The sequence below is a fragment of the Sphingomonas kyeonggiensis genome (assembly GCF_014196745.1).
Classification (GTDB): Bacteria; Pseudomonadota; Alphaproteobacteria; order Sphingomonadales; family Sphingomonadaceae; genus Sphingomonas; species Sphingomonas kyeonggiensis.
Window position 1 is genome coordinate 466,707 of the sequence record NZ_JACIEH010000001.1, and the last position, 11,651, is coordinate 478,357.

The window sequence follows — 11,651 nt, forward strand, 5'->3', positions numbered from 1 at the left end:
AAAAAATGGATTCGCGCTGTTAGGTGGCCGGCACGACGCCGCAACCCCGCGTTCCGGCGAACCCTTTTCTATTGAATAGACCGGAGCACTGACGGGCTTATGCAGATCATCGTTCGCGACAACAACGTCGACCAGGCACTGCGCGCACTCAAGAAGAAGCTGCAGCGCGAGGGCGTGTACCGCGAGATGAAGCTCCGTCGTCACTACGAGAAGCCCAGCGAGAAGCGCGCCCGCGAGCGTGCCGCCGCGGTCCGCCGCGCGCGCAAGCTCGAGCGCAAGCGCATGGAGCGCGACAGCGCCCGTTGATTTCGCGATTCGGCCACGCGCGGTCCTCGCGCGTGGCTGTCGTGAACTTGGTGAACTTTGGGTAGCTGAATACCCGCGCCTGGAGCCTATCGCATGTCCGTGACCGCCGTTCCGCTCCAGCCCGTCAAGCGCAGCTACAAGATCTGGCTCTGGGCCGGTCTGGTCCTGGCGATCGCCATTGGGGTGGCGCTGGCCTGGACGGGCACGCGTGCGCCCGTCGCCGTCAAGGGCGACGACGCGCAGTTCCTGGCCTGGAACAAGAGCCAGCTCGGCGTGCAGACCACGGCTTCGGGTCTCCAGTATCAGGTGCTCAAGGAAGGCTCGGGCCCCAAGGCGCTCGAAGGCGACGGGGTGAAGGTGTTCACCACCGGCACGCTGCGCGACGGCTCGATCTTCCAGCCTGCCGGCGAGATTCCGCTCCAGGTCGGCGGCGCGATCCCGGGCTTCGACGAAGCGCTCAAGATGATGAGCAAGGGCTCGAAGCTGCGCATCTGGATCCCGGCGAACCTCGGCTATGAGAAGGCCGGCCCGCAGCATCCGCTGTTCGGCAAGCTCCTGCAGTTCGATCTCGAGATCAAGGATCTCATCCCGGCCGAGCAGCTCCGCCAGATGATGATGCAGCAGCAGATGATGCAGCAGCAGCAGGGTGGTGCGCCGGGCGGCCCGCAGCCGGGCGGTCCCCAGGGGCAGTAAGCTTCCTTCAAGCTTCCTTCTGTCGATTGAATACGAAAACGCCGGCGGATCGCTCCGCCGTCGTTTTTGTTTGGGCCTTTGCGGCGGCTCAGTCGGCGGTGTCGATCACCCAGCGCCGGTTGCTTTCGAATCCCATCGCCGTGAGCCTGCCGGAAGCATAGGCGCCGGTGTCGAGGCCAATGCGATGGGCGGTCATCTCCACGGCTTCGGTGATGGTGTGGCCGTGGACGATGATCTTCTCGAGCGCGCCCCTGTGCTCGATGAACTCGCTGCGGATCCAGCGCAGGTCCTTGCCTTGCTGGCGCGACAGCGCTTCCCCAGGCCGTATGCCGGCATGGACGAAGGCATAGTCGCCGATGATGATCATGTCCTCGAAATCGGCCAGGAATGCGCGGTGTTCCGCCGGAACGCGCTCCTGCAGTTCGGCGGAAAGCTCTGGGTAGTCGAGCGCGTCATATTCGGCTTCCGTGAAGCCATAGCTGAGGATCGTTTCGCGGCCGCCGATCTTCGTAAAGAAGCGCAAGGTCTTCTCGTCGCCATCGAGGCTGGACAGGAAGACCTCCTCGTGATTGCCGGCGAGGAAGCGCGTGCGGTCCTTTGGGCGCTCCAAGGCGAGCTGCCGGAGGAACTCTACCGTTTGTGCGGATTCGGGTCCGCGATCGATCAGATCGCCCAGGAAGATCAGCTGGGTATCCGCTGCGGTGCGCCCGGCTTCGTCTGCTGCAATGCGCGCAAGCAGATCCTGAAGCAGGTCTAGGCGGCCATGGATGTCGCCGATGGCGTAGATGCGCTGGCCATCGGGGATGCTGCCGCTTGGCTCGGCTTGAGCTGACGGGCGCGACCGAAAGAGCTTGGCGAACATGATGTGCAACAACCTGTGATTCTTGCTCGATCCCGCTGCCGGCTAACGGGCAATAAAAAAGTGGCGGCCGTTAGGCCGCCACTTCGAAACTCTGCTTGCGCAGTCCGATACTACGGGCTGTCGGGCGAGTCGTCGCTGTCGGCCAGAACCACGGCGCCGCCGATGATGGCGACAGTGGCGAGAACGCCGATCAGGATAGCCGGAGCCAGTTCGCTCTTCTTGCTGGTCGAGGTCGAAGCGCGAACGCCCGACAGCGACAGCTTCGAAGCGCTGGTCGGAGCGGCCAGAACAGGGGCAGTCGCCATCGACGCGATAGCAGCAGCCGTAAGAAGCTTAGTGAACACTCTTTTTCTCCCTCTTTCGAGCTCTGGGTGCTCTCGTCGGGTCGACCTATGGCACAGGACAAAACCAGCCGCAACACCTTAAACCTTGGTACCGGCGAGAAGATTCCCGCCGTGTCTCATCAGCAACACCGGGTTCGGTTGCCCCGAACCTCTCAGTCAGCACTCGGGCGACCCGCACCAAGTGGTTACGGGAGCGTCCTTAACGCGCTGCATCAATATCGCCAAGGGGGTTAATGAAGCGTCTCTGCCGAATTGGGCGTGTTTCTTGAGGGTTACAGGGGATTTTTTGTGACGGATTTGTTTCGATTGCACCGATGCAATCCTGGTTGCGATGCACAAGAGTTCGTGGCCTGACGTCGGGATCGGCGGTCCCTCAATGATTCGCGCTGGATCATCCCCCGATTTGGCAAGGACGATGTCGGCCCTTAAGGCGGTGTGATGCACCCTCCACATCGCATGCTTCGTCGTTTCGCCCTGCTGGTCGGAACCATTTCAGCGCTCGCGCTGCCGGGCGTCCATGCTCGGGCAGACAACGCGGATGCCAAGCTGCTCGAAGCGGTACGGGCAGCGGACCTGCGGGTGGCGGCAATCGGCTGGCGTCTGGCAACCGCGAACGTCCCGCTCTGCGACCAGATGGAAGCCGGGATGGGGGTGGTGGTGCATACGCTGGACCAATTCGATCCCAAGGCGCGGGATTCGGCCAGAGCGCATTTTGGCTTCGCGACTCCGGTGGCAATCGAGGGCGTGATCGCGGGCAGCCCGGCGGAGCGCGCCGGACTGCGCCCAGACGATTCCCTGGTCCGGGTCGGCCCGGTCGAGATCGCAAAGCTCGCCGGCAGGCCGGGGACCACCGACCGGCTGGTCGCGGCCCAGCTGGGCATCGCCGCACTGCCACAGGACGCGCCGATCGAGATCGACGTCATCCGCGCCGGTGCGCCGGTGCATGTCGCGGTCCAGCCGGTGCCCGCCTGCAGGACGCGCTTCGAGCTCGAGCTGGACGGCGGCTTCGGCGCCTCCGCGGACGGTGCCATGGTGCAGATCGGGTCGGGCTTCCTCGACGACTATCCCGACGACCAGCTTGCCGCGGTGATCGCGCACGAATTCGCGCACAACATCCTGCGCCACCGCGAGCGGCTGGAGGCCCGCGGCGTCGACTACGGCCTGCTGGCCGGCTTCGGTGCCAATGTGAAATATTTCCGCCAGACCGAAGTGCAGGCGGACCTGCTCTCCGCCTATCTGCTCGCCAACGCCAAGTACCCGGTGCGGGCGAGCGTGGCGTTCTGGCAGCATTTCGGCCCGAGCAAGGCAGGGGGCATCCTGCGCAGCCGCTCGCACCCGGCGTGGCGGGACAGGGTGGCGACGCTGGAGGCCGAGGCAACGAAGATCGACGCGCTCTCCACGCGGCCGCTGGTGCCCGCGCTGATCGCCGATCGGAACAAGCCGCTCGACGGCGATTGGCAATCGATCCTGGTTCGCCGCTAGGCGAGGATCAGCTCGCCAGCCGCAGCGGCTCGCCGCCCGCGAGGCGGGGCTGGTCCGGCCAGATCCCCCGCGTGTCATAGACCAGCTTGTCGGCGCGCTCGTCGAGCGGGACCGACTTGAACACGTCGTGGTCGACGAGCACCACGAAGATCTCGCAGCTCTCGATCGCACTATCGACGTCGATCAGCTCGGCGCCCGTGCCATCGAAGGTGGCGGGGAGGGCGTTCGCATAGGGCTCGACGATCTGGATGCGCTCGCCGAAACGCTGGGCAAGGGCAGCCGCGACCTTGAGCGCGGGGCTCTCGCGGAAATCGTCGATGTTCGCCTTGAAGGCGAGGCCCAGGCAGGCGACGCGCGCCGCCGGGTTCGATTCGATCATCGCGGCGGCGTGGCCGATGACATAGTCGGTCTTGCCGTCATTCACTTCGCGGGCGGTGCGGATCAGCGGCGTCTGCTCGGGCGCCGCGCTGACCAGGAACCAGGGATCGACCGCGATGCAGTGACCGCCGACGCCGGGGCCCGGCGACAGGATGTTGACGCGCGGGTGGCGGTTGGCGAGGCGGATCACTTCCCACACATCGACGCCCATCTTCTCCGCGACGAGGCTCAGCTCGTTGGCGAAGGCGATGTTGACGTCGCGGAAGGCGTTTTCGGTGAGCTTGGTCATCTCCGCGGCCTTGGCCGTAGTGGTGACGCAGGCGCCGCGCACGAAGCGGCGATAGAATTGCAGCGCCTTGCGGGCGCAGCGCGGGGTGATGCCGCCGATCACCCGGTCATTGTCGATCAGCTCGACCAGGATGCGGCCGGGCAGCACGCGCTCGGGGCAATAGGCGATGGCGACATCGGCGACGCCGACGCAGTGGCCGGGAATCTTGAGGTCGGGGCGGAGACTGGCGAGCAGCTCGGCGACCTTTTCGGTGGTGCCCACCGGCGAGGTCGATTCGAGGATCACCACGTCGCCGGCCTTGAGCACGATCGCGGCGTTGGTCGCGGCCTTGAGGACAAAGCCGATGTCCGGCGCGTGATTCTCGCCAAAGGGGGTGGGAACGGCGATGACGAACACATCGGCCTGCTCGACATTGAGCGAGGCGCGCAGGCTGCCGCGGGCGACCACGCCGGAGACCAGGCCGTCCAGATCGATCTCCTCGATATGGACCTTGCCCGAATTCACCGTGTCGACCACCGACTGGTGGACATCGACGCCCAGCACCTTGGCGCCGGTGCGTGCGATCACCGCTGCCGTGGGAAGCCCGATATAGCCCAGGCCGAGAACACAGACCTTGAGCTCAGAATCCGAAACCATGTGCGACGATCCCCGCAATCCGCTCAGAAGCATGGCCATCGCCGAACGGATTGTGGGCGCGGGCCATGGCCGAATAGGCGGATGGTACGTCGAGGAGGGTTGAGATTTCGGAAACGATACGCTCGGGATCGGTGCCGACCAGCTTCGCCGTGCCCGCGGCGACCCCTTCGGGGCGCTCCGTGGTCTCGCGCATCACCAGCACCGGCTTGCCGAGCGCGGGGGCTTCTTCCTGCACGCCGCCCGAATCGCTGAGCACGACATGGCTGAGCTCGAGGGCGCGGATGAAGTGCGGATAATCGAGCGGCTCGATGCGGGCGACGTTGGGGCGGTCGCCCAGCACCTTGTCCATTGCCGCGACGACATTGGGGTTGGGGTGCATCGGGAAGAGGATCGCGGTGTCGTCGCGATCGGCGATGCGGCCGAGCGCCCGGGCGATGTCCTCCATGCCGCCGCCGAAATTCTCGCGGCGATGCGTGGTGACGAGGACGATGCGCTTCCCGGCAAAGCGCGTCGCGATCGGATCGAGCCCGGCGGCGAGCGCCGGCTCGGCCTCGATCCGGGCGCGGGTGGCGAGCAGCGCGTCGATCACCGTGTTGCCGGTGACGTGGATCGTCGCAGGGGCGATGTTCTCGCGGCGCAGCGCCTCGGCGGCGGTCTCGGTCGGAGCGAAATGCTGGTCGGCGATCGGCGCGACGATGCGGCGGTTCACCTCCTCGGGCCAGGGCTGGTAGATGTCGCCCGAGCGCAGCCCGGCCTCGACATGGCTGACCGGCACCTTGCGATAATAGGCAGCCAGCGCGCCGACCATCGCGGTGGCGGTGTCGCCCTGGACGATCACCCGGTCGGGCTTCTCTTCGTCCATCACCTTGCCCAGGCCGGTGAGCAGGCGGGCGGTCAGCTGGTCGAGCGTCTGGCCCGGCTCCATCAGGTCGAGATCGATGTCCGGCACCAATCCGGCGATCGACAGCACCTGATCGAGCAGGCCGCGATGCTGGGCAGTGACGCAGGTGCGCACATCCAGGCCCGGCACGTCCGCCAGCGCGCGGACGACGGGGAAGAGCTTGATCGCTTCGGGACGGGTGCCGAAGATCAGCAGGACGCGGCGAGCAGGCGATTCTGTCATGCCCGTCGCGTAGCAGGTCGAGCTTAACGCGCCTCTAACCCTGCCTGACGTTCGAGCCAGTTCCGGCCAAAGGTGACGAGGCTGAGGGCGATCGCCGTGGCGACCAGATCATTGGCCCAATCATCCCATTCCGCCACGCGCCCCACATTCATCAGCAGCTGGGTGATCTCGATCGCCGCGCCGAACGCGGCATAGGCGATGAACTGCCAGCCCGGCTTCACCTGTGGCCACGCCAGGCTGCTGAGCACGGGGAGCGCGGCAAAGGCGAGCAGGTGGCGTACGGGCCCCGATTCCACCACTTGCCCCAAGGGACCGGGCGTCAGCGCCAGGAAGGTCACCAGAGCGACCGCGACAAGGAAGAACATACGGAGCATGATGTGCTGCATGTGCGTCCCGTGGCACATGTTGCGGCGCAATACGAGACCGCGCATCGCGGCTCTGGCGCATTGCGCCGATTGCACGAGACGCATTTGGCGAGTAGCAGCGCCAATATTTCGGAGATATGTTCGGGCTATGACCATCAAGCCGCTGCGCAAGGCCGTGTTTCCCGTCGGCGGCCTGGGTACGCGTTTCCTTCCTGCCACCAAGGCGCTGCCGAAGGAAATGCTGCCGATCGTCGATCGCCCGCTGATCCAGTACGCGGTGGACGAGGCGCTGGAAGCCGGCATCGAGCAGATGATCTTCGTCACCGGCCGCGGCAAGAGCGCGATCGAGGACCATTTCGACATCGCCTATGAGCTCGAGACGACGATGTCCTCCCGCGGCAAGTCGCTCGAGATCCTCGATGCCACGCGCCTGAAGCCCGGCGCGGTCGCCTATGTCCGCCAGCAGGAACCGATGGGCCTGGGCCATGCCGTATGGTGCGCCCGCGACATCGTGGGCGACGAGCCCTTTGCGGTCCTGCTCGCCGACGACTTCATGCTCGGCAAGCCGGGCTGCCTGAAGCAGATGGTCGATGCCTATAACAAGGTGGGCGGCAACCTGATCTGCGCCGAGATCGTCCCCGACGACCAGACGCACCGCTATGGCATCATCACCCCCGGCGCGCAGGATGGCGCGCTGACCGAGGTGAAGGGGCTGGTCGAGAAGCCGGCGCCGGGCACCGCGCCGTCGAACCTCTCGGTCATTGGCCGCTACATCCTGCAGCCCGAAGTGATGCGCGTGCTCGAAGGCCAGGAAAAGGGCGCCGGCGGCGAGATCCAGTTGACCGACGCGATGGCCCAGATGATCGGCGGCCAGCGCTTCCACGGCGTGACCTTCGAGGGCACCCGCTATGACTGCGGCGACAAGGCCGGCTTCATTCAGGCGAACATCGCAGTGGCGCTGGAGCGCGAGGACATCGCCCCGGCGATCCGCGATTTCATGACGAGCCGCTGCCCCGGCTGAGCCGTGCGTCCCGGTGCGCCGGACGCGTTGCAAGGCGTCGGCCGCGGGAGGCGGAGGCTAGAAGGGCTTGGCGACCACCAGCACGGCGATCGACGCAATGGCTGCGGCGATGAATCCCGCGACCCGAAGGACCGAGATGGGGCTGGACGGCAGATCTCCGCCACGCAGCCGCCGGAGCTTGCCGGACTGGATGCCGTGCAGCCCGGTCAAAGCGAGGACGAAGGCGAGCTTGGCCCAGAGCCAGGGGCTGGTGAACCAGCCGGCCTCGACGGCGATCGTCGCGCCGGTCACCCAGACGAGCAGCATCGCCGGGACGGTGACCAGCCGGTCCCAGCGGGCGAGCGGGGCCGTGGTCGCGGCATCCCCGCGCTGCGCGGCGGCGAGGGCGAAGGTCTGGGCGAACAGGCCGCCGATGAAGAGCAGGACGGCGGCGACGTGCACCGCCTTCAGCCAGAGATAGGGCATCAGGCGCGCGCCCCTGTCGGGGCGGCGAGGGCGGCGCGCTTGCGGCGCAGCAGCCCGGCATTGAGGAAGCCGCCAAAGGGGATGAAGGCCGCGAGGCCCAGCCTTGCGATCTCGCCCCGCGACCAGCCGCCGCCCGACACGGTGGTGACCAGGCTCCAGGCATAGGCGACGAAGGCGGCGCCGTGCACCGGCCCCATCAGCCTGACCGCCAGGGGATAGTCGAACAGGTGCTTGAGCGGGACCGCGACGAAGACGAGGACCAGGAGCGTGGTCGCCTCGACGAAGGACGCGAGGCGCAGGCGCCGGATCTGGGCGCGTTCCTCGGCGGCGGCCGGGGAAGGGGCGGGCTGCTGCATGCGGGGCGCTTGCGGCATCAGAGATTCGCGGGATCGGCGCCGCAGCGGCGCAGCAGGGCGACGAGCGCAACCTCGGCGCGGCGATCTGCGTCGGGATCGCGCTGGAAGCGCATCGTGCTGTGATGCGCGAGATAGATGCCGCGCAGTTCCCACACGACCTGATCGGCATCGGTCTCGGCATGGAGGTGGCCGAGGTCGATTGCCTGGCGGACATGGGAATGGAGCACCTGCCGCCATTCCTCGTCCAGCTCGGCCACGCGATCGCGCACCACGCCCGGCGTGTCGTCGAGCTCGAACATCGCGGCAGCGACGGGGCAGCCGCCGCGCAGGCCGGCGCGGGACGACCAGCCGAACCACAGGCCGACCAGCGCCATCAGGCGCGGCAGGCCCTCGGGATTGCGCATCGCGGGCTCGACGACGTTGCGCCAGGCCAACCGGACGGTCTCGTCGAGCAGGGCGAGTTCCAGCGCTTCCCGCGACCGGAAATGGGCGAACAGTCCGCTCTTGGAGAGCCCGGTCGCCTCTGCCAGCCGGCCGATGGTGACTGCCGCGAGCCCCCCCTGGCTGAGCGTCTGCAGGCCTTCTTCGAGCACGCGGATTCGAGTCGTTTCTGCTTTCATGTCGATTTGGTACGAACGGTCGTGCTATTTTGCAAGCGGGGTCATGGGCGTATCGCATGCGATTAAAGGCAGATGGTCGGGATGAGGACCATTCCTCCCCCGGAGGGGGCGGGGGCCGCCGCCGGAGGCGGTGGTGGAGGGGTAGCCTGCCCCAAGCGATCTCGTCCGTGGAGAATACCCCTCCACCAGCCTGCGGCTGGTCCCCCTCCCCCTCCGGGGGAGGAATGGTTGCTGCAAGCGGTAGCGTGCCTGGACGGAGTATTTGAGAACGGACAGGGAAGGCCAAGCCCTCCCTGCGCACCGGATCTCAGGCGCGGACGACCTTGTCCGACACCACGCCCGCCTTTGCGCAGGCATTGCGGGTGTCGACCACCAGCTTCGCCGCCTCGACGAGCGCGGCATAGTCCACCGCGTCGTGATCGGTGGCGATCAGCACCGCATCGTACCTGGCGATCTCGGCCTCGTCCCACGCGATGCCGTCCCGGAAGTTGAGCGTCGGGTGCTCGCGGGTATTGTCGATCTGGGCGACGTGTGGATCGAAGAAGTCGGCGGTGGCGCCGCGTGCCTCGATCATCTCCATCAGGCGGAGCGACGGGCTCTCGCGGATGTCCTCGACATTCTTCTTGTAGGCGACGCCCAGCACCAGGATGCGCGCATCGCGCAGGCCGCGGCCGAAGCGGGCGTCCATCGTGTCGGCGAGGACGCGGACGACATGCTGCGGCATGTCCGCGTTGATCTGGCCGGCCAGCTCGATGAACTTGGTGTGCTGGTTGTACTCGCGCGCCTTCCAGGTGAGGTAGAAGGGGTCGATCGGGATGCAGTGCCCGCCAAGGCCCGGGCCCGGATAGAAGGGCATGAAGCCGAACGGCTTGGATTTGGCGGCGTCGATCACTTCCCACACGTCGATGTCCATCGCGGTGAAGATGAGCTTGAGCTCGTTGACCAGCGCGATGTTGACGGCGCGGAACACGTTCTCGGTGATCTTCACCGCCTCGGCGGTGGCGGCCGACGAGACCTGGATCGCCTGGGGCACGATGTGGCGATAGACGCCCAGCGCCAGATCGGCCGAGACGGTGTCGTCGGCGCCGACCACCTTGGGGATCTTGGTGGTCGAGAAGGTCGGGTTGCCGGGATCCTCGCGCTCGGGCGAATAGGCCAGGAAGAAGTCCTTGCCGGCGACCAGGCCCTCGGCCTCGAGGATCGGCTGCATCACTTCCCTGGTGGTGCCCGGATAGGTGGTCGATTCGAGGATGACGAGCTGGCCGCGGCGCAGCGTCTTCGCGATCGCCTGGGTGGTCAGCTCGACATATTTGAGGTCGGGCTCGAGATGGCGGGTGAGCGGGGTGGGGACGCAGATCAGCACTACATCGGCTTCGCCCAGCCGGGCGAGATCGGCGGTGGCGCGCAGCTTCTCGTTTGCGACCAGCGGCGCGATGCGGGCCGCGTCGATGTGCTTGATGTAGCTCTCACCGGCTTCGAGCGCGTCGATCTTGGCCTGGTCGACGTCGAAGGCGAGGACGGGGCAGCCCGCTTCGCCGAAGGCCACGGCGAGCGGCAGGCCGACATAGCCCATGCCGATCACGCCGATGATGGCGCTGCCGCTTTCGATCCGCGCCTGCAGCTTCAGCCCGTGCGCGGGCCATTCGATGCTCATAGCTACCCTATCCCGGTGGAAAACACTCTCGCGTCTTCATGCCGGAAGAGGGGTTTCAGTTTCGATAATGCTCCAGATACCATTCCACGAAGGCGGGCACGCCCGCGCTCGGCGGGGTGGAGGGCGCATAGCCGGTCAGCGCCTTGAGCAGGGCGTGCGACGCCTCGGTCGCGGGCACGTCGCCCTGCTGCATCGGCATGAAGTTCTTGATCGCTTCCTTGCCGAGCGCGCGCTCGATCTCGCCGATATAGTCCATCAGCTGGGTCTGCTGGCCGGCGCCGATATTGACGGTGCGGAAGGGCGCGACGGGGGAGAGGCTGTCGCCTTCCACCGGAGTGTCGCCCGGCACCGCCTCGGTCAGTCGCACGATCGATTCGGCCAGGTCGTCGACATAGGTGAAGTCGCGGACCATCTGGCCGTTGTTGTAGATGTCGATCGGTTCGCCGGCGAGGATGCCCTTGGTGAACTTGAACAGCGCCATGTCCGGCCGGCCCCACGGGCCATAGACCGTGAAGAAGCGGAAGAAGGTCATGGGCGTCTTGAAGAGATGCGCGTAGCTGTGGCCCATCAGCTCGGTCGCGCCCTTGGTGGCGGCGTAGAAGCTGAGCGGTGTCGCGGTGCGCTGCGTCTCGGTGAACGGCATGTCGGTGTTCGCGCCATAGACCGAGCTGGTCGAGGCGGCGAGCAGGTGCTTCGTCTTGTGGTGGCGGGCCAGCTCCAGCACGTTGAAGGTGCCGATCAGGTTCGCCGCGACATAGGATTCCGGGCTGTCGATCGAGTGGCGCACGCCGGCCTGGGCGGCGAGGTGGATCACCACATCGGGCTGGAACTCGGCCCAGGCCTCGCCGAACGCGGCCATGTCGTCGATCGAGACGCGGGCGACCTTGAAGTTCGGATGGTTCGACAGGATGTCGTTGCGCGCTTCCTTGAGCGCCGGATCATAATAGGCGGTGAAATTGTCCACGCCGAGCACGGTGGCGCCGCGCTGGAGCAATTTGCTGGCCGTGTGGAAGCCGATGAAGCCGGCCGAGCCGGTGACCAGGACGCGCGTCATGGC

General features: G+C 66.6%; 14 protein-coding genes. 4 read left to right on the plus strand and 10 right to left on the minus strand.

All coding sequences use genetic code 11. The annotated features are described in order from the left end of the window. Positions 1-99: 99 nt before the first annotated feature. Positions 100-306: a 30S ribosomal protein S21 gene (rpsU, locus tag GGR46_RS02245; RefSeq protein ID WP_010545388.1), complete on the plus strand. Its 207-nt coding sequence runs from the start codon at positions 100-102 to the stop codon at positions 304-306. A 93-nt stretch (positions 307-399) separates the two neighbouring features. Next, entirely contained in the window at positions 400-999 is a 600-nt protein-coding gene (locus GGR46_RS02250; RefSeq protein ID WP_183994165.1) for an FKBP-type peptidyl-prolyl cis-trans isomerase, read from the plus strand. Positions 1,000-1,087: 88 nt separating this feature from the next. On the opposite strand, the gene GGR46_RS02255 is transcribed toward GGR46_RS02250, so the two are convergent. Beyond that, positions 1,088-1,861: a metallophosphoesterase family protein gene (locus GGR46_RS02255; protein ID WP_183994167.1), complete on the minus strand. Its 774-nt coding sequence runs from the start codon at positions 1,859-1,861 to the stop codon at positions 1,088-1,090. A 110-nt stretch (positions 1,862-1,971) separates the two neighbouring features. Further along, positions 1,972-2,205: a hypothetical protein gene (locus tag GGR46_RS02260; RefSeq protein WP_343057955.1), complete on the minus strand. Its 234-nt coding sequence runs from the start codon at positions 2,203-2,205 to the stop codon at positions 1,972-1,974. A gap of 456 nt (positions 2,206-2,661) precedes the next feature. Here GGR46_RS02260 and GGR46_RS02265 point away from each other — a divergent pair, with 456 nt between their 5' ends. Continuing rightward, positions 2,662-3,687 carry a M48 family metallopeptidase gene (locus GGR46_RS02265; protein ID WP_221262529.1) on the plus strand — a complete coding sequence of 342 codons (1,026 nt, stop codon included), beginning with the start codon at positions 2,662-2,664 and terminating at the stop codon, positions 3,685-3,687. A 7-nt stretch (positions 3,688-3,694) separates the two neighbouring features. Here the strand turns inward: GGR46_RS02265 and wecC are convergent, their stop codons facing one another. From wecC to GGR46_RS02280, 3 genes are read right to left on the minus strand one after another with little or no spacing between them, the layout of a single operon-like run. Continuing rightward, entirely contained in the window at positions 3,695-4,990 is a 1,296-nt protein-coding gene (gene wecC / locus GGR46_RS02270) for a UDP-N-acetyl-D-mannosamine dehydrogenase (protein ID WP_183994171.1), read from the minus strand. After that, positions 4,974-6,113, minus strand: a complete 1,140-nt coding sequence (gene wecB / locus GGR46_RS02275) for a non-hydrolyzing UDP-N-acetylglucosamine 2-epimerase (protein WP_183994173.1) — start codon at positions 6,111-6,113, stop codon at positions 4,974-4,976. The genes wecC and wecB overlap by 17 nt, the downstream gene beginning before the upstream one ends. Positions 6,114-6,136: 23 nt before the next feature. Then, positions 6,137-6,499 (minus strand): VanZ family protein, encoded by a 363-nt coding sequence (locus tag GGR46_RS02280; protein WP_183994175.1) that lies wholly within the window; start codon positions 6,497-6,499, stop codon positions 6,137-6,139. A gap of 127 nt (positions 6,500-6,626) precedes the next feature. Here GGR46_RS02280 and galU point away from each other — a divergent pair, with 127 nt between their 5' ends. Beyond that, positions 6,627-7,499, plus strand: coding sequence for a UTP--glucose-1-phosphate uridylyltransferase GalU (gene galU / locus GGR46_RS02285; protein WP_183994177.1), 873 nt, complete (start codon positions 6,627-6,629; stop codon positions 7,497-7,499). 57 nt (positions 7,500-7,556) lie between these two features. On the opposite strand, the gene GGR46_RS02290 is transcribed toward galU, so the two are convergent. The 5 genes from GGR46_RS02290 to GGR46_RS02310 form a co-directional block, all read right to left on the minus strand. Next, positions 7,557-7,964, minus strand: coding sequence for a CopD family protein (locus tag GGR46_RS02290; RefSeq protein WP_183994179.1), 408 nt, complete (start codon positions 7,962-7,964; stop codon positions 7,557-7,559). Beyond that, on the minus strand, positions 7,964-8,338 hold the full coding sequence (locus GGR46_RS02295; RefSeq protein ID WP_221262530.1) for a DUF3817 domain-containing protein: 375 nt from the start codon (positions 8,336-8,338) through the stop codon (positions 7,964-7,966). Before GGR46_RS02295 ends, GGR46_RS02290 begins: the two co-directional genes overlap by 1 nt. Then, entirely contained in the window at positions 8,338-8,940 is a 603-nt protein-coding gene (locus GGR46_RS02300; RefSeq protein WP_183994183.1) for a TetR/AcrR family transcriptional regulator, read from the minus strand. The genes GGR46_RS02295 and GGR46_RS02300 overlap by 1 nt, the downstream gene beginning before the upstream one ends. Positions 8,941-9,247: 307 nt before the next feature. Beyond that, complete coding sequence (locus GGR46_RS02305) at positions 9,248-10,594, minus strand: nucleotide sugar dehydrogenase (RefSeq protein ID WP_183994185.1); 1,347 nt, start codon at positions 10,592-10,594, stop codon at positions 9,248-9,250. A gap of 55 nt (positions 10,595-10,649) precedes the next feature. Beyond that, the gene (locus GGR46_RS02310) at positions 10,650-11,648 is read right to left on the minus strand and encodes an NAD-dependent epimerase/dehydratase family protein (protein WP_183994187.1); all 999 of its coding nucleotides are present in this window, start codon (positions 11,646-11,648) and stop codon (positions 10,650-10,652) included. Between the last annotated feature and the right edge of the window lie 3 nt (positions 11,649-11,651).